Source organism: Pseudoduganella chitinolytica (assembly GCF_029028125.1).
GTDB classification, from domain to species: Bacteria; Pseudomonadota; Gammaproteobacteria; order Burkholderiales; family Burkholderiaceae_D; genus Rugamonas; species Rugamonas chitinolytica.
Genome location: NZ_CP119083.1, coordinates 4,689,626 through 4,706,423, shown reverse-complemented (window position 1 = coordinate 4,706,423; position 16,798 = coordinate 4,689,626). Strand labels below are relative to the sequence as shown.

The 16,798-nt window shown below is 65.2% G+C and carries 15 protein-coding genes and 1 pseudogene; 6 read left to right on the top strand and 10 right to left on the bottom strand.

Annotated elements, in window-relative coordinates:
* Positions 1-6: 6 nt before the first annotated feature.
* The 6 genes from gshA to PX653_RS20800 all read right to left on the bottom strand — a co-directional run bounded on the left by gshA (position 7) and on the right by PX653_RS20800 (position 6,602).
* Complete coding sequence (gene gshA / locus PX653_RS20825) at positions 7-1,596, bottom strand: glutamate--cysteine ligase (RefSeq protein ID WP_277414624.1); 1,590 nt, start codon at positions 1,594-1,596, stop codon at positions 7-9.
* Between the two features lie 180 nt (positions 1,597-1,776).
* Positions 1,777-2,610, bottom strand: coding sequence for a peptide chain release factor N(5)-glutamine methyltransferase (gene prmC / locus PX653_RS20820; protein ID WP_277414623.1), 834 nt, complete (start codon positions 2,608-2,610; stop codon positions 1,777-1,779).
* Entirely contained in the window at positions 2,607-3,074 is a 468-nt protein-coding gene (locus PX653_RS20815) for a disulfide bond formation protein B (RefSeq protein WP_277414622.1), read from the bottom strand. Before PX653_RS20815 ends, prmC begins: the two co-directional genes overlap by 4 nt.
* Positions 3,075-3,379: 305 nt before the next feature.
* On the bottom strand, positions 3,380-4,456 hold the full coding sequence (gene prfA / locus PX653_RS20810) for a peptide chain release factor 1 (protein ID WP_277414621.1): 1,077 nt from the start codon (positions 4,454-4,456) through the stop codon (positions 3,380-3,382).
* Between the two features lie 67 nt (positions 4,457-4,523).
* A complete protein-coding gene (gene hemA, locus PX653_RS20805; RefSeq protein ID WP_277414620.1) occupies positions 4,524-5,798 on the bottom strand; it encodes a glutamyl-tRNA reductase in 1,275 nt (424 codons plus the stop codon).
* 114 nt (positions 5,799-5,912) lie between these two features.
* Positions 5,913-6,602 carry a response regulator transcription factor gene (locus PX653_RS20800; protein ID WP_277414619.1) on the bottom strand — a complete coding sequence of 230 codons (690 nt, stop codon included), beginning with the start codon at positions 6,600-6,602 and terminating at the stop codon, positions 5,913-5,915.
* A gap of 209 nt (positions 6,603-6,811) precedes the next feature.
* On the opposite strand from PX653_RS20800, the gene PX653_RS20795 reads away from it, so the two are divergent.
* Positions 6,812-7,300 carry a hypothetical protein gene (locus tag PX653_RS20795; protein ID WP_277414618.1) on the top strand — a complete coding sequence of 163 codons (489 nt, stop codon included), beginning with the start codon at positions 6,812-6,814 and terminating at the stop codon, positions 7,298-7,300.
* Positions 7,301-7,393: 93 nt separating this feature from the next.
* On the opposite strand, the gene minE is transcribed toward PX653_RS20795, so the two are convergent.
* From minE to metE, 4 genes and pseudogenes are all read right to left on the bottom strand, one after another.
* Positions 7,394-7,645 carry a cell division topological specificity factor MinE gene (minE, locus tag PX653_RS20790; protein ID WP_277414617.1) on the bottom strand — a complete coding sequence of 84 codons (252 nt, stop codon included), beginning with the start codon at positions 7,643-7,645 and terminating at the stop codon, positions 7,394-7,396.
* On the bottom strand, positions 7,646-8,461 hold the full coding sequence (gene minD, locus PX653_RS20785) for a septum site-determining protein MinD (protein WP_277414616.1): 816 nt from the start codon (positions 8,459-8,461) through the stop codon (positions 7,646-7,648).
* 47 nt (positions 8,462-8,508) lie between these two features.
* On the bottom strand, positions 8,509-9,294 hold the full coding sequence (gene minC / locus PX653_RS20780; RefSeq protein WP_277414615.1) for a septum site-determining protein MinC: 786 nt from the start codon (positions 9,292-9,294) through the stop codon (positions 8,509-8,511).
* Between the two features lie 93 nt (positions 9,295-9,387).
* A pseudogene (gene metE, locus PX653_RS20775) lies at positions 9,388-11,693 on the bottom strand (5-methyltetrahydropteroyltriglutamate--homocysteine S-methyltransferase).
* Positions 11,694-11,820: 127 nt separating this feature from the next.
* Here metE and PX653_RS20770 point away from each other — a divergent pair.
* The 5 genes from PX653_RS20770 (at position 11,821) to PX653_RS20750 (ending at position 16,782) form a co-directional block, all read left to right on the top strand.
* The gene (locus PX653_RS20770; protein WP_277414614.1) at positions 11,821-12,729 is read left to right on the top strand and encodes a LysR family transcriptional regulator; all 909 of its coding nucleotides are present in this window, start codon (positions 11,821-11,823) and stop codon (positions 12,727-12,729) included.
* Positions 12,730-12,817: 88 nt separating this feature from the next.
* The gene (locus PX653_RS20765; protein WP_277414613.1) at positions 12,818-13,174 is read left to right on the top strand and encodes a phasin family protein; all 357 of its coding nucleotides are present in this window, start codon (positions 12,818-12,820) and stop codon (positions 13,172-13,174) included.
* Positions 13,175-13,233: 59 nt separating this feature from the next.
* The gene (locus tag PX653_RS20760) at positions 13,234-14,412 is read left to right on the top strand and encodes an acetyl-CoA C-acetyltransferase (protein ID WP_277414612.1); all 1,179 of its coding nucleotides are present in this window, start codon (positions 13,234-13,236) and stop codon (positions 14,410-14,412) included.
* 88 nt (positions 14,413-14,500) lie between these two features.
* Positions 14,501-15,241: an acetoacetyl-CoA reductase gene (phbB, locus tag PX653_RS20755; RefSeq protein ID WP_277414611.1), complete on the top strand. Its 741-nt coding sequence runs from the start codon at positions 14,501-14,503 to the stop codon at positions 15,239-15,241.
* A 230-nt stretch (positions 15,242-15,471) separates the two neighbouring features.
* Positions 15,472-16,782 (top strand): alanine racemase, encoded by a 1,311-nt coding sequence (locus tag PX653_RS20750; protein ID WP_277414610.1) that lies wholly within the window; start codon positions 15,472-15,474, stop codon positions 16,780-16,782.
* Positions 16,783-16,798: the final 16 nt, after the last annotated feature.

Genomic DNA, 16,798 nt, shown 5'->3' with positions numbered 1-16,798 from the left:
CCCGCGTCAGGGATGGTCGTGGCACAGGTTGCTGTTGCGGTAGGCCGCCACGTAATCGTCAAAATTGCCTTGCGGGGCTGCCTCGAGGTCGGCCTGCTCGGCCAGCGACTGCCGCGCCAGGCGCTCGAAGTAGGCCGCTTCCTCGGCCGAGGGCGGATGACTGCGGAAGTAGGCCGCATGCCGTTCGCTCTGGCGCAGCCCGAATTCGGCGAACGAGTGGCCATTGGCCTCCAGCTCGCGCAGCACGGCAGCGGACGGCGTCCGCTCCGGATCGGCCAGCTTGGCGGCCTGCTCGGCCAGCGAAGCCGCATGGACGGTGTCGCCGCGCAGCGAGTCCAGCAGCTCGGCGGCGGGACGGATGCGCTCCAGCAGGTCGCGGCCCCAGTCCTGCAGTGTCACCTCCTTGCCGTCGCGGGTCAGGGTCAGGCCCGGCTTGCGGCCTTCCTTGACGGTACGGGCGAAATTGCGCGCCAGGACTTCGCCGCAGTGTTCCGTGATCGCCGGGCTTTCCTCCAGCGCGCAGAACAGTAAAAAGGCGTCGAGGAAGCGGCCGGCCTGCTCGGCGATGCCGACCGGATTGAACGGATCGACGTCCATGCAGCGCACTTCGATGTACTGCACGCCGCGGTTGCACAGCGCCTGGATCGGGCGCTCGCCCGTGCGGATCACGCGCTTGGGCCGGATCGTCGAGTAATACTCGTTCTCGATCTGGATGACGTTGGTCGACAATTGCTGCCATTCGCCGGCCGCGTTTTTCGTGCCGATCTTCTGGTACGGCTCGTAGGGCTGGTTGACGGCGCGGGTCAAGGTGGCGACATAGCTGTCCAGGCTGTTCTCGTGGGGACTCAGGCCCGATTGCGCATCGTTCTGGTAACCCAGGTCGCTCATGCGCAGGCTGGTGGCGTAAGGCAGGTACAACGTGTCTGCCGACAGCGTGTCCAGCTTGTGCGGGCGGCCGCGCAGGAAGCTGCTGTTCAGGGCCGGGGAGGCGCCGAACAGGTACATCAGGAGCCAGCTGTTGCGGCGGAAGTTGCGGATCGTGGCCAGGTAGGCTTCCGACTGGTACGCTACCGGCGATTTCGTCGCGCCCTCGGCCTCCGCCAGGATGCGCCACAGGCGCTCGTCCAGCGAGTAGTTGTAGTGGATGCCGGCGATGCATTGCATGGCTTTGCCGTAACGCAGCGCCAGGCCACGCCGGTAGACGTGCTTGAGCATGCCCAGGTTCGACTTGCCGTACCAGGCGATCTCGATGTCTTCCTCGGCGGGCAGGTGGCACGGCATCGACTGGCTCCACAGCAGTTCGCCGCCCAGCTTGCTGTAGGCAAAGCGGTGGATGCCGTCGAGCTTCTGCAGTGTCGTGGCAATATCGGACTCGGCCGGCGTGATGAACTCGGCCAGCGTTTCCGCGTAATCGGTCGTGATCTCGGGATGCGTCAGCGCGGAGCCCCAGCCGATCGGGTGGGGCGTGTGCGCGAGTTCGCCGTTCGGCTGGACCCGCAGCGTCTCCCGCTCGATGCCACGCAAGCCGCCCCGCAGCACGTCGCGGTGCGGTTCACTGGCAAGCAGGGCCAGGCGGCGCGTCAATTGAGTGGACAATTTGCTATTCCTTTCTTGTGCATCTGACCAAAGAGTTGGTGCGAGAGTAACCGAAATCGGAAAAACGCGCGTGGTGCCCCCTATGTTGCTTAAAATTTGCTCACAAACGGGCAGGCACCGAGGCCCACAAGGCATGGACGGGATTCTAGCAAAGGCCCGTCGGGCGGGTCGGGACGGTGGCTAACGCAAGCCCGCCCGGCCGCCTGTCACGCGGGCAATGCCAGCCAGGTCGTGCCAGCTCTGCACGTGCGTATAGCCTTGCGCCGCCAGCAGCGCCTGCACAGCCGCAGACTGGTCGTAGCCGTGTTCCATCAGCAGCCAGCCGCCCGGGGCCAGACGAGCCGGCGCCCCGTCGACAATGCGGCGCAGCGCCGACAACCCGTCGGCATGGTCGGTCAATGCGCCAGCCGGCTCGAAGCGCAAATCTCCCTCGGCCAGGTGGCGGTCGCCGCTGGCGATGTACGGGGGATTGGAGACGATCAGGTCGAACGTGGCGGCGTCCACCGCGCTGAACCAGTCGCTGTGCAGGAACTGTACCGTGACGTCGTTGGCGGCCGCGTTGCGTTGCGCCACGGCCAGCGCAGCGGGGCTGACGTCCAGCGCCGTCACGACGGCGTCCGGCCGCGTATGGGCCAGCGCGACGGCGATGGCGCCGCTGCCCGTCCCCATGTCCAGCACACGACCCTGGGGCGGCAGGCGCTCCAGCGCCAGCTCGACCAGCAGTTCCGTTTCCGGGCGGGGAATCAGCACGGCGGGCGACACTTCGAAGTCCAGCCCATAAAACTCGCGCTTGCCGACGATGTACGCGATCGGCTCGCCGTCGAGCCGGCGTTGCAGCAGGGCCGACAGGCGCGCGGCTTCGTCGCCGCTCAGCACCCGTTCCGAGTGCGTGATGAGTCCCGTGCGCGACAGGCCCAGCGCATGGCACACGAGGATGCGGTGATCGACGGGATCGAGGGCCCCCGGGCGCTGCAGCGACGCGACGGTGACGCCGGGTGCGACGAGCGGGCTCATCGCTGGCGGCGCAGCAGCACCCACGCCATGGTGGCCGTCAGGATGACGAACCAGACGGCCGACCACTGCGGGATCGACAGGCCCAGGAAGCCTTCGGTGGCGTTCTCGCACAGGCCGTCGGCCTGGAACAGCCACGGCAGGTAGGTGGCAGTGGGGAGCTTGTTCAGGAACGTTTCGGTAGGATCGATGCCGCACGAGAAGCCGGGGTGGGCCAGCACGTACAGGTGCTTGCCTACGACGCCCAGGCCACCGAGCCCGGCCAGCAAGCCGATGCCGGCACCGAGCTTGGGCTTGCGGCTGAAGGCGCCGATCAGGCAGCCGATGGCAATGACCAGGAACAGGTAGCGCTGGATCACGCACAGCGGGCAGGGCAGCAGGTCGACGACGTGCTGCAGGTACAAGGCCACGCCGATCAGCAGGAAGCAGACGGCGGCGGTCGTCAGGAGTAGGGTGCGCGAGTTCATCGTTTATAAAAGTTATCAGTGGATGGGCCGCGCCAATTCTCGCACAAAGCGTCCGCCAGGCCTTAGCAGGCGCTTAACCCGTCACCACAGCGCCAACACAGCCGAGCTCGTGTCCCACCGCGGGGTCAGTCACCAAAGTGGGACACAAGCTCAATAGCACGCACGGCCGGGACCGTGTCCACCTCGGGGTCACACCCCGACAAGGACACGGGCTCGACGGCAATCGATGGCCGAGTTCGTGTCCATGTCGGGGTGTGACCCCATGGTGGACACGGGCTGGGCCGTGGCGGCGTTGTCGTCCGCCCTCAGTCGCCCAGCGCGGCCAGCTGCTCGGCCTGGTGTTCGGCGGACAGCGCGTTCGTCAGCTCCGTCAGGTCACCGTCCATGATCATGTCCAGCTTGTACAGGGTCAGGTTGATGCGGTGGTCCGTCATCCGGCCCTGGGGGAAGTTGTAGGTACGGATGCGTTCGCTGCGGTCGCCGCTGCCGATCAGGCTCTTGCGGGTGGCCGCCTCCTTCGACTGCTGCTCGCGCAGCTGCACGTCCTTGATGCGCGCGGCCAGCACCTTCATGGCCGACGCCTTGTTCTTGTGCTGCGAGCGGTCGTCCTGGCATTCGACGACGATGCCGCTCGGCAGGTGGGTCAGGCGCACCGCCGAGTCGGTCTTGTTGATGTGCTGGCCGCCCGCCCCGGAGGCGCGGAATGTGTCGATGCGCAGGTCGGCCGGATTGATGTGGACGTCTTCCACCTCGTCCGCTTCCGGCATCACGGCCACCGTGCAGGCCGACGTGTGGATGCGACCCTGCGTTTCCGTGGCCGGCACGCGCTGCACGCGGTGGCCGCCGGACTCGAATTTCAGTTTCGAGTACGCGCCGTTGCCGACGATGCGGGCAATCACTTCGCGGTAGCCGCCGAGGTCGCTTTCGGACGCGCTGACGATCTCCACCTGCCAGCGGCTGCGCTCGGCAAAACGCGTGTACATGCGCAGCAGGTCGCCCGCAAACAGCGCCGACTCATCGCCGCCCGTACCTGCGCGGATCTCCAGGAAGATGTTGCGCTCGTCGTTCGCATCCTTCGGCAGCAGCATCTTCTGCAGGTCCAGCTCCAGCTCGGCGAGACGCGCCTTGCCCGTCTCGATTTCTTCCTGGGCGAACTCCTTCATGTCCGGATCGGCCAGCATCTGCTGCGCCTCGGCGATGTCGCCCTGCGCCTGCTGGTAGCTCTTGTACAGTTCGACCAGCGGGCCCAGTTCGCTGTGCTCGCGCGTCATCTTGCGGTAGCTGTCCATATTCGCGGTGGCGCCTTCGGACATCAACAGCTCGTCCAGTTCGACGAGGCGATTGGCGAGCTGGTCCAGCTTGGACAACATGGATGGTTTCATAATCTCGGGATCGAAAGAGGGAACGACGGATGCCGCAAGGCGCGGCGGACAGGCAGGAGAGGGGCCGCTAACGGCGGCCGCGGAACAGCTGGGGCAGCAGTTCGGCCAACTGGGCGCGGTCCTGGCCCTGGGCGCGGTGCAGCGCTTGCTGCGGGCCGTGCATGAACTTGGCCGTCAGGCCTTTGGACAGCGCTTCCAGTACGGCATCGATGTCCTCGCCCTTGGCCAGCAGCTTGCGGGCGCGCTCGAGCTCGGCCAGGCGGATGGCCTCGCCGTTTTCCTGCAGCCCCTGGATGACGGGCACGACCGCACGGTCGTCGACCCAGTGCATGAACGACTGCACGCGCGTCTCGATGATGGCCTCGGCCTGCGCGACGGCGGCCTGGCGGTTCTCGATGCCGGTCTGCACCACGTCGGCCAGGTCGTCCACCGTGTACAGGAACACGTCGTTCAGGCGCGCCACTTCCGGTTCGATATCGCGCGGCACGGCCAGGTCGACCATGAACATGGGCTTGTGGCGGCGTGCCTTGATGGCGCGCTCGACCATGCCAAGGCCGATCAGCGGCAGCGACGACGCCGTCGACGAAATCAGGATGTCATATTGGTGCAGCTGGTGCTGCAGGTCGGCCAGGCGCATGGCCTTGCCGTTGAAGCGATGCGCCAGCGCCTCGCCCCGCTCCAGCGTACGGTTGGCCACCGTGATCGACTTCGGCGTCTGCGCCGCGAAGTGCGTGGCGCACAGCTCGATCATCTCGCCGGCGCCGATGAACAGCACGTTCTGCTGGCTGATCTTGTCGAAGATGCGCTGCGACAGCCGCACGGCCGCAGCCGCCATCGACACGCTGTGCGCGCCGATCTCGGTCGTGCTGCGCACTTCCTTCGCCACGGAAAAACTGCGCTGGAACAGCTGGTGCAGGTAGGTGCCCAGGCCGCCCGCTTCGTCGGCGGTGCGGATCGCGTCCTTGATCTGGCCCAGGATCTGCGTTTCGCCCAGCACCATCGAGTCCAGCCCGGACGCGACGCGGAACGTGTGCCGCACGGCCTCGTGCTGCGGCAGCATGTACAGGTGCGGACGCAGTTCGGCGTAGTTCAGCTTGTGGAAGTCGGCCAGGAAGTGGGCGCCGGCGTCGAGCGGATTGTCGGCCGCACTGGCCGCGTACAGTTCGGTGCGGTTGCACGTCGACAGGATCGCCGCTTCGTCGCTGCCGCGCGTATCGAGACGCTGGAACCAGTTGCGCGCCGCTGCCACCGCCGTCGCCAGCTGATCGGGCGCGAACGCCAGCCGCTCGCGCAGGGCGACCGGAGCTGTGGTGTGGTTGAGGCCGACGGCAAGCAGTTGCATTTCTTGAAAAATCAAGGATATAGGTGGACATTATACCGTGATGTGCCGTCCGGACCTTTTTTCTGTCCCCCTGGAAAGGCTAGGACAAATCGTCCGAGCCTGGCGCTGACGAGGTCAGCCGCCCAGCTTTTCCAGGCGGTAGCCGTAGCTGTAGACGGGCACCAGGCGGAAACCGTTCTCCGGTTTCAATTGCAGCTTGTTGCGTACGCGGGACACGTGGGTATCCATCGTACGCGACGGGACGTCCGTTTCGCGTATCCAGACCGCTTCGTGAATATAGGCGCGCGACAGCGGCCGGCCGATATTGCGGAAAAACAGCAGCGCCAGGTAAAACTCCTTGTGCGTCACGTCCAGCACATTGCCGTCCATCAGCAGGCGCCCGGGCCGGGTTTCAAACACATATTGACCGAATTGCAGCTGTTCCGCGCCATTTTGGGTCGGATAGGCGCGCCGCAGCAGCGCCTGCACGCGTGCCACCATTTCGCTGCGCCGCAGCGGCTTGATCATGTAGTCGTCGGCCCCCGTGTCGAGGCCCGCCACGATATCGTCTTCGCCCGAACTGGTCGTCATGAACAGTACCGGTGCCTTGTCGTTCAGTTTCTCACGGGCCTTGCGCATCAGCTCGGCACCACCCATGTCGCTCACCTGCCAGTCGAAGATGAGCATGTCGTACTCCTCCTTGCGGAGCTGGCTCAGCAAGTCTTTACCGGTCTGGAAGCCATGGCAGACGTGGCCCGCCGACGTCAGCACCTGGCAGATCAGGTCGGACTGGCTACGGTCATTATCTAGAACGACGATTTTCATCTTAATCGACAAGTTAACGCGAGTGGGTGAGGCTTAGTCACAGGAATATAACAGGGATTGACAAAAATAGTTACTAAACAAACCAATTATTTCTAGAGAGTATCACGGGATGGACCCGTGCGGGCCCCGTTGGCCGATACACGGTACACTCAAAAAGCTTCACTTTCAATCAACTTTTTACAGCTGGAAATTAGCCGGGGGATATTCACGTGGACAGCGGATGGGAATTACTGCCGGGGTCGCCGGAGGATGTCGCCGAGGTCAGGGAACGCTGCCGCCGCATGGTGCGGCGTCGCGCCGTGGTATCCGCGGGCGTCTCCGCCGTGCCTTTGCCGGGCCTCGATATCGTGTCCGACCTTAAGATGTTTACGCAGCTGATCGAGGACGTCAACCGCGAGTTCGGCCTGACGGCGGAGCAGGTCGACAAGCTGCAGCCCCACTACAAGCTGATCGCCTACCAGGCCGCCGTCAGCGTCGGCGGCTCGCTGGTGGGGCGCCTGATCACCCGCGACCTGCTGCTGAAGCTAATGCAGAAATCGGGCAAGAAGCTCGTCGCGAAGCAGGCATCGAAATTCGTGCCGCTGGCAGGCCAGGCGGCCTCGGCCGCCATCGGGTTCTTTGCCTTCCGCCAGATCGGCTACCAGCACGTGGAGGCCTGCGCGAAGGTGGCGCAGGAGCTGCTGGCTGCAAAGAGATAAGGTCGCTACGGAAGAGCCCGTGTCCCACGATGGTGGCTGACCCCGAGGTGGGACACGGGCTCGGCTGTTGCAGGCGGCGTACGGCGTGCGGTGTTATGCGTCCGGCAGTACGACGTTGACGTCCAGCACTTCCAGGTTGCCCTGGCGGTCGAGCGAGATCTTGATGTCGTCCGCGTTGACCTTGGTGTACTTGGAGATGACTTCGATCAGCTCCTTGTGCAGCGCGGGCAGGAAGTCCGGGCCCGTGCGGCCGTTGCGCTCACGGGCGATGATGATCTGCAGGCGCTCCTTGGCGGCGTTGGCCGTCTTGGGCTTGCTCTGGAACAGGAAAGATAGCAGGGCCATTTACTTTGCTCCAAAGATGCGCTTCAGGAGACCCGGTTTTTCGTAATCCGTAAACCGCAGCGGCTTTTGTTCGCCCAGGAAGCGGGCGACCACGTCTTCGTAGGCTTCCGCCACGTCCGTCCCCTTGAAGTGGATGGCCGGGTTGCCCTGGTTCGACGCATGCAATACCTGTTCCGATTCCGGAATGATACCGATCAGCGGGATGCGCAGGATTTCCTGCACGTCCGTGTAACTCAGCATTTCGCCCGCTTCCACGCGCTTCGGCGAGTAGCGGGTGATCAGCAGGTGTTCCTTGACGGGCTCGCCGCCGGACTGCGCGCGGCGCGACTTGGCCTGGATGATGCCCAGGATACGGTCGGAATCGCGCACCGACGACACTTCCGGGTTCGTCACGATCAGCGCTTCGTCGGCGAACGTCAGCGCCATCAGCGCGCCGTGCTCGATGCCGGCCGGCGAATCGCAGATGATGAAGTCGAAGCCCATGCCGATCAGTTCGGCCAGGACGACTTCCACGCCGTCCTCGGACAGCGCATCCTTGTCGCGCGTCTGCGAGGCAGGCAGGATGAACAGGTTGTCGCAGTGCTTGTCCTTGATCAGTGCCTGGTTCAGCGATGCTTCCTTGTTGATCACGTTGATCAGGTCATACACGACGCGGCGCTCGCAGCCCATGATCAGGTCCAGGTTGCGCAGCCCCACGTCGAAGTCGATGACGACCGTCTTGTGGCCGCGCATGGCGAGGCCGGTGGAGAAGCTGGCGCTGGACGTCGTTTTGCCGACACCGCCCTTGCCGGACGTTACAACAATAATTCTTGCCACAAGTAATCCTTTAAAGTGAACTGCGCTGTTTGGACGTTGTCAATGCATCACGCGCGCGTTGCCGAATTAACGGATTGTATATCCAGTTTGTCACCGTTGAGCCTGATTTGTGCTGGCTGGCGGGCCTGTTCGGCGGGGAATCCATCCTCGAACGTCCGGTAAACACCCGCGATCGACACCAGTTCCGGCGCCATCGACAGAGCGAAGATGCGAGCGTTCGCATCGCCCGACGCGCCGGCCAGCGCACGGCCGTTCAGTGTGTTGTAGACGTGAATACTGCCGTCGGCAATGATTTCCGCACCATTGTTGACGACGGCCATGACGATCAGGTCGCCGCCGCGCGCGTAGATGCGCTGGCCGGCCCGGACGGGCGTGTCGATGATCAACGTGGCGGCGGTGGCCGCGCCGTTGGCGCCGGGCGTCAACGCGGGGGCGGGCGGCGGTGCCACCGGTTCCGGTGCCGGAGCTGCCGGCGCGGGCGCTGGCGTGGCGGCAGCCGGCGATTCGTCGCGCTTGCCCGTGTCCAACGACAGGCCGTGCGCGGCGATTTCATCGATCATGTCCGGCCGCGCATTGCGCACGGCAACAGGATTCAAGCGGTATTTCTTCAGGAGCGCGATGGTGCCGGCCCAGTCGATGCGTTCGCATCCGGGCGCCAGGTCGCCCACGTCGATGACGGCAAGGTCGCCCTCGAAGAAATCGGGGACGCCGCCCGTCATGCCCTTCAACGCCGCGTCGAGCGCGATGCCGTCGGACGTGTGCAGGATCGCTGACACGGCGACGACGGTGGAAATCTTGATTTCGATGGGCTTTTGAAACGGGCTTTTTGACATGACGATAGGTGATGGTCGGGCAATTCCGGGCCCGAGCATTTTACTGTCAAAAACTAATTATTGGGAGACGAACACGGTCCGTTCTCCCAGTATTTACGCGGCTTCCAGCCTCAGCTGGCGGGCCGCGGCCACCATCGCGCGCAATGCCGCCGACGTCTCGTCCCAGCTCCGCGTTTTCAATCCGCAATCTGGGTTGACCCATAATTGCTGGGCGGGAATAACGGCTTGCGCCTTGCGCAGCAGGGCGGCGATCTCGCGGCTGTCCGGCACGCGCGGCGAATGGATGTCGTAGACGCCCGGGCCGATGTCGTTCGGATAGCGGAAGCTGCCGAAGCCGTCCAGCAGCGCCATCGCCGAGCGGCTGGTTTCGATCGTGATCACGTCCGCATCCAGCGCCGCGATCTGCGGCAGGATATCGTTGAACTCCGCATAGCACATGTGCGTGTGGATCTGCGTGGCGGCGCCCGCCGCGCCGGCCGTGATGCGAAACGCCTGCACGGCCCAGCCGAGATACTCGGCTTGACGGGCACGGCGCAGCGGCAGGCCTTCGCGCAGGGCCGGTTCGTCGATCTGGATGACGGCGATGCGGGCCTGCTCCAGGTCCGCCACCTCGTCGCGCATGGCCAGCGCAATCTGCGCGGCGGTGGTGCTGCGGGGCTGGTCGTCGCGTACGAACGACCATTGCAGGATCGTCACCGGTCCCGTCAGCATGCCTTTGACGGGCCGGTCCGTCAGCCCCTGCGCGTGGACCGACCACGCCACCGTCATGGCGGCGGGCCGGCTGACGTCGCCCCAGATGACGGGCGGCTTGACGCAGCGCGAGCCGTACGACTGCACCCAGCCGCCCTGCGTGAACGCGAACCCGTCCAGCTGCTCGCCGAAGTACTCCACCATGTCGTTGCGTTCCGCCTCGCCATGTACCAGCACGTCCAGGCCCAGCATTTCCTGCTGGCCGATCGCGTGGGCGATCTCGGCCCGCATCGCCGCCCGGTACGACGCGGCATCCAGTTCGCCGCGGCGGAACGCGGCACGCGCCGTGCGGATCGTGGCCGTTTGCGGGAACGAGCCGATCGTGGTCGTGGGGAAAGCGGGCAGGTTCAGACGCAGTTGCTGCGCTGCGCGCCGTGCGGCGAAGGGGGCAGGGCGCTCGCCAATATCCGCCGGCAGGCCAGCCAGGCGCGCCGTTACCGCGGCATTGTGTACGCGGGGACTGGCACGGCGGCTGGCGATCGCGGCACGATGCCCGGCCAGGGCTGCCTGGACGGCCGGGGCGTCCGGCGTGAGGAGGGCGGCGCGCAGCAGGGCCAGCTCGGCCAGCTTCTCTTGGGCGAACGCCAGCCAGGTTTTCAGCTCGTCATCGAGCTCCGTTTCTCCCCCAGACTATACGGTACGTGCAGCAGCGAGCAGGACGTCGACAACCATACTGCTCCGTGCCGCTTGTCCAGCACGGGCGCCAGCCGCGCCAGCGCCAGGTCGAGGTCGGTGCGCCAGATATTGCGGCCGTCGACGATGCCAACGGACAGCACCTTGTGGGCCGGCAGCCAGTCCGCCACATTCACGAGCTCGTGCGCCGCACGCACGCCGTCGACGTGCAGGCCGGCGACGGGCAGCCGGCAGGCCAGGCTCAGGTTTTCTTCCAGTGGCGAAAAATACGTTGCCAGCAGCAGCGCAACGCCGGCCTGGTTCAGCTGCCAGTAAGCGCTTTCAAACGCACTGCGCCACGGTGCCGGCAGGTCGAGGCCGAGGATGGGTTCGTCCAGCTGGACCCACGCCACGCCCATCGCCTTCAGCCGGGCCAGCAGTTGCCCGTAGACCGGCAGCAGGCGATCCAGCAGCGCGAGGCGGTCATCGATACCCTTGCCCAGCCACAGGAACGTCAGCGGGCCCAGCAGCGCGACCTTGACGGCGTGGCCCTGCGCTTGCGCTTCGGCCACTTCGTCGAACAGGCGTTCGCTCGACAGTGCGAACGTCGTGTCGGCGTCGAATTCCGGTACGAGGTAGTGGTAGTTGGTGTCGAACCACTTCGTCATCTCCAGGGCCGGGCTGGCCACGTGGGCGTTGCCGCACGAGCACTCGTCGCGGCCGCTGCGTCCACGCGCCATGATGCAGTAGCGCTGCAGTGGCGTCTCGTTCGCGCCAAAGGCGAAGCGGGCCGGTTCGCAGCCCAGCAGTTGAATATGATTGGCCACGTGGTCGTACAGGGCGAAATCGCCGACGGTCACGTAGTCCAGCCCGGCATCGCGCTGGTCGGCCCAGTGGCGGGCACGCAGCGCAGCGGCTGTTTGCTCCAGCTCGCTGGCGGACAGCTCGTCGCGCCAGTAGCGCTCCAGCGCGAATTTGAGTTCGCGGGCGGCGCCGATGCGGGGAAAGCCGGGAACGTGCAGAGCTAAATTTTTCATCGTGTCATGGCAATTAAATAATCATGCAGTAGAGTGTGCGACAATCATTTGGATAAGCCAAACGAAAGATTTTGCGCATTCCCATGAAAAATATTCATCCAGCCCCGGGCTGAACTTCGGAAAGGTCATGTTGGAGATCCGTCACTTGCGCACCCTGGCCGCGTTGCGCTCCGCCGGCAGCCTCGTGCGCGCCGCCGAGCTGTTGAACCTGACGCAGTCCGCGCTGTCGCACCAGGTCAAGCTGCTGGAAGACCGCTATGGCGGCCCGCTGTTCGAGCGCAAGAGCGTGCCGATCGGCTTCACCGCCATCGGCGCGCGCCTGCTGCGCCTGGCCGATATGCTGCTGCCGGAAATCGAGCAGGCCGAGCGCGACGTCGCCCGCCTGATGCAGGGCGACCAGGGCCAGCTGCGCGTGGCGCTCGAGTGCCACACGTGTTTCGACTGGCTGATGCCCGTCATGGACGAGTTCCGGGCCCGCTGGCCGGAGGTGGAGATCGACCTGGTATCGGGCTTCCACAGCGAGCCGGCCGAGCTGCTGCGGACGGGCGCCGCCGACCTCGTCATCGGCTCCGACTACAGCAACGAGTACGCCACGTTCCCCCTGTTCCGCTTCGAGATCCTGACGGTGATGGCGCAAAAGCACCGGCTCGCCAGCCAGCGCCGCCTGCACGCCGCCGACTTCGAAGGCGAGACGCTGATCACCTATCCCGTTCCCGAACACCGTATCGACCTGATCCGCGAAATGCTGCGCCCGGCCGGCGTCACGTTCCAGCGCCGCACGGCCGAGCTGACGGTGGCGATCCTGCAACTGGTTGCCAGCCGGCGCGGCCTGGCCGCGCTGCCCAATTGGGCCATCAAGAATTACGTGGACTACGACTATGTGATCGCCCGTCCGCTGGGCGAGCAAGGGTTGTGGAGCGACCTGTACGTCTCGGTACCGGCGCCGTTGCGGCAGAAGGCCTACGTGGCGGACTTCGTCAAGGTCATCCGCGAGCAGTGCGCGGCAACCCTGGACGGTATCAAGTTGTTGTCCTGACAAAGTTTGAGCCAGATCAAACAACGGTGCTCAGCAGCGATTTACGATGATGTTCCTTGCGCCATATCAGCCGCCTGAAAGGACCGTCATGATTACGTTGCCCGCCGAGCTGTTCCACGTTACCCGTACCGTCCTCGAAACCCAGCTTGCCGGGTGCAATGCACTGGCCCGCACGGCCTTCGACAGCGGCGCCGGCCTGTTCGACGTCAACGTCAACCTGGCGCGCGACCATCTGGCGGCCGCCACGGCCGCGTCAAACAAGCTGCTGTTCGTGCGTGACCCGCAAGACCTGATCGGCCTGGCCGCCGTGCACTCGCACCAGGCGCTCAACCGTGTGCACGCTTATGGACGCGGCATGGCGGGGGTCGCCAGCGACCTCCACACGAGACTGGGCGAATTGGGCAAGGACTTCGCTGGAACGTTGTCCCGCACTTCGATAGAATGAACCGTAGTAGCGCTTCGACAACCCTGCTGACATAACCGGTCAGCGCACTGGAGAATGAAATGGATGATGTAGTTATCGTTGCCGCAGCCCGCACCGCGGTCGGCAAGTTCGGCGGCAGCCTTGCGAAGATCCCGGCGGCTGAGCTGGGCGCCCACGTCATCAAGGGCCTGATGGCACAAACGGGCATCGACCCGAACCTGATCAGCGAAGTGATCATGGGCCAGGTGCTGACGGCCGGCGTCGGCCAGAACCCCGGCCGCCAGGCGCTGATCAAGGCGGGCCTGCCGGACAGCATTCCCGGCTTCACGATCAACAAGGTATGCGGCAGCGGCCTGAAGGCCACCCACCTGGCGGCGCAGGCCATCAAGTGCGGCGACGCGGGCATCGTCATCGCGGGCGGCCAGGAAAACATGAGCGCCTCGCCGCACGTGCTGCCCAACTCGCGCGACGGCTTCCGCATGGGCGACGCCAAGCTGATCGACACGATGGTGGTGGACGGCTTGTTCGACGTGTACAACCAGTACCTCATGGGGGTCACGGCTGAAAACGTTGCCAAGAAGTATGACATCTCGCGCAGCCAGCAGGACGAGTTCGCGCTGCAGTCGCAGCTGAAGGCGGAAACGGCGCAGAAGGAAGGCAAGTTCAAGGACGAAATCCTGGCGCTGGAAGTACCGCAGAAGAAGGGCTCCTTCACGTTCGACACCGACGAATACATCAAGGCCGGCGCCACGCTGGAAGGCCTGTCCGGCCTGCGGCCCGCGTTCGACAAGGAAGGCTCCGTCACGGCGGGTAACGCGTCGGGCATCAACGATGGCGCCGCTGCCGTCGTGATGATGTCGGCCACGCAGGCGCGCGAGCTGGGCCTGAAGCCGCTGGCACGCATCAAGTCGTACGCCTCGTCCGGCCTGGACCCGGCATTCATGGGCATGGGCCCTGTGTCGGCCAGCCGGCTGGCGCTGAAAAAAGCCGGCTGGACGCCGGACCAGCTGGACCTGATGGAGATCAACGAAGCATTTGCCGCCCAGGCCTGCGCCGTCAATCGCGAGATGGGCTGGGACACGAGCAAGATCAACGTCAATGGCGGTGCGATCGCGATCGGTCACCCGATCGGCGCCTCCGGCTGCCGCATCCTCGTCACCTTGCTGCATGAGATGGTGCGTCGCGATGCCAAGAAGGGCCTGGCTTCGCTGTGCATCGGCGGCGGCATGGGCGTGGCGCTGGCGGTCGAGCGCGACTGAAGCAGGCAACGGTAGCTCGATTTAGCAGTACCGGCCGCTCCAAGGCGGGGCGGCCGTCGTGAGAACGCAAACTAAGAGGGGAAGACATATGGCACGAGTTGCATTGGTAACAGGCGGCATGGGTGGTCTTGGCGAAGCGATCGGCATCAAACTGCTGGCACTGGGCTACAAGGTGGTCACCACGTATTCCCCGACCAACACGAAGTACCAGGCCTGGCTCGATCAGATGAAGGAAGCCGGCTACCAGTTCTCCGCCTACCCATGCGACGTGTCGGATTACGATTCGGCGCAGACCTGCGTGGCGGCGATCGAGAAGGACATCGGCCCGGTGGACGTGCTGGTCAACAACGCGGGCATCACCCGCGACATGACGTTCAAGAAGATGGACAAGGTCAACTGGGACGCCGTCATGCGCACCAACCTGGACTCCGTGTTCAACATGACGAAGCCAGTCACCGACGGCATGGTCGAGCGCGGCTGGGGCCGCATCATCAACATCTCGTCCGTCAACGGCCAGAAGGGCGCGTTCGGCCAGACCAACTACTCGGCCGCGAAAGCCGGCGTGCACGGCTTCACCAAGGCGCTGGCGCTGGAAGTGGCACGCAAGGGCGTCACCGTCAACACGATCTCGCCGGGCTACATCGGCACCAAGATGGTCACGGAAATCCCGCAGGAAGTGCTGGACACCAAGATCATCCCGCAAATCCCGATGGGCCGCCTGGGCAAGCCGGACGAAGTGGCGGGCCTGGTGGCCTACCTGGCTTCCGACGAAGCGGCTTTCGTCACAGGCGCCAATATCGCCATCAACGGCGGCCAGCACATGTCGTAAGCCGGCTCTTCAGCAAGCCACACACACCGCCGCGAGGCGGTGTTTTTCTTTTCAGGCAAAATCGGGGACAGCCTCCAATTCGCCGAAATTGGGGACAGCCTCCAATTCGCCCGCCGTCATGCCACGAAATGGAGGCTGTCCCCAGTTGTCCGAAATAGGAGGCTGTCCCCAATTCGCAATTCGAAATGCGAAATGGGAGGCTGCCCCATCTTGTTAGGCTGCGAGAGACCATGACCCAACTTCCCACCGGCGGCCTGGCGCTGTCCCAGCTCGACGAACAGCTCCTGCAGCCCGGCGTGAAAGGCCTGGCGCTGACGGCGCCGCTGCGCCAGCACATGATCGGCGTGCAGCGCTGGAACGTGCTGGCAGGCGACACGGGCTTTCCTGTCGCGCTCCTGAAGACCAGCGCGCTGCGTCACAACCTGGCGTGGATGCGGACATTTTGCGAGCGCCACGGCGCGCTGCTGGCGCCGCACGGCAAGACCACGATGAGTCCGCAATTGTTCGACGCCCAGCTGGCCAACGGCGCCTGGGGCATCACGCTGGCCACGGCCGCCCAGGTGCAGGTGGCGGCGCGCTTCGGCGTGCGCCGCGTGCTGCTGGCCAACGAGCTGGTGGCCGCCAGCGATATCCGCGTGCTGCTGCACCTGCTGCGGGACGATCCCACTTTCGAACTGTTCGCGCTGGCCGATTCGCTGGAGGGCGTGCGGCGGCTGGCGCAAGCAGTGGCTGCCAGCGGCCTGCGCCGGCCGTTGCCGCTGCTGGTCGAGCTGGGCTTGACCGGCAAGCGTGCCGGCTGCCGCACGGCCGAGGAAGCGGTGGCCGTGGCACGCGCCATCGCGGCGGCACCCGGCCTGCAACTGGCGGGCATCGAAGGCTATGAGGGCCTCCTGGTCAGCAACGACCGCGCGGCCGACCTGGAACGCGTCGAAACATTCCTGCAGGGGATGACGGCGCTGGTAAGTCGGTGCGACGACGAAGGATTGTTCACGGGGCCGCAGATCCTGCTGTCGGCAGGCGGCTCGTCCTATTTCGACCAGGTGGCGCAGCGTTTCGGCGGCGTGGCGGACACATCGCGTCCGGTGCTGACGATCCTGCGCAGCGGCTGCTACCTGACCAACGACCATGGCCATTATTTTGACCTGACGCGCGAGCTGGACGAGCGCGCGGGCGGTGCCGTCGGCCTGGTTCCCGCGCTGGAAGTGTGGAGCACGGTACTGTCGCGACCGGAACCCACGCTGGCGATCCTGGGCATGGGCAAGCGCGACGCGTCGTTCGACCTGGGCCTGCCGCGCGCGCTGTTGCGGCATCGTCCCGGCAGCGACGGACCGGTGGCGCTGGACGACGGCTGGCGCATCGAGAAGATGAACGACCAGCATGCCTACCTGCGCCTGCCGGAGGGCGAAGCGGACCAGCTGTGCGTGGGCGACCTGGTAGGCTGCGGTATCTCGCACCCGTGCACGACGTTCGACAAGTGGTCCGTGCTGCTGCTGGTGGAGGACGATTACCGCGTCACCGGGGCCGTCAACACGTTCTTCTGAGCGGTCCGGCAAAACC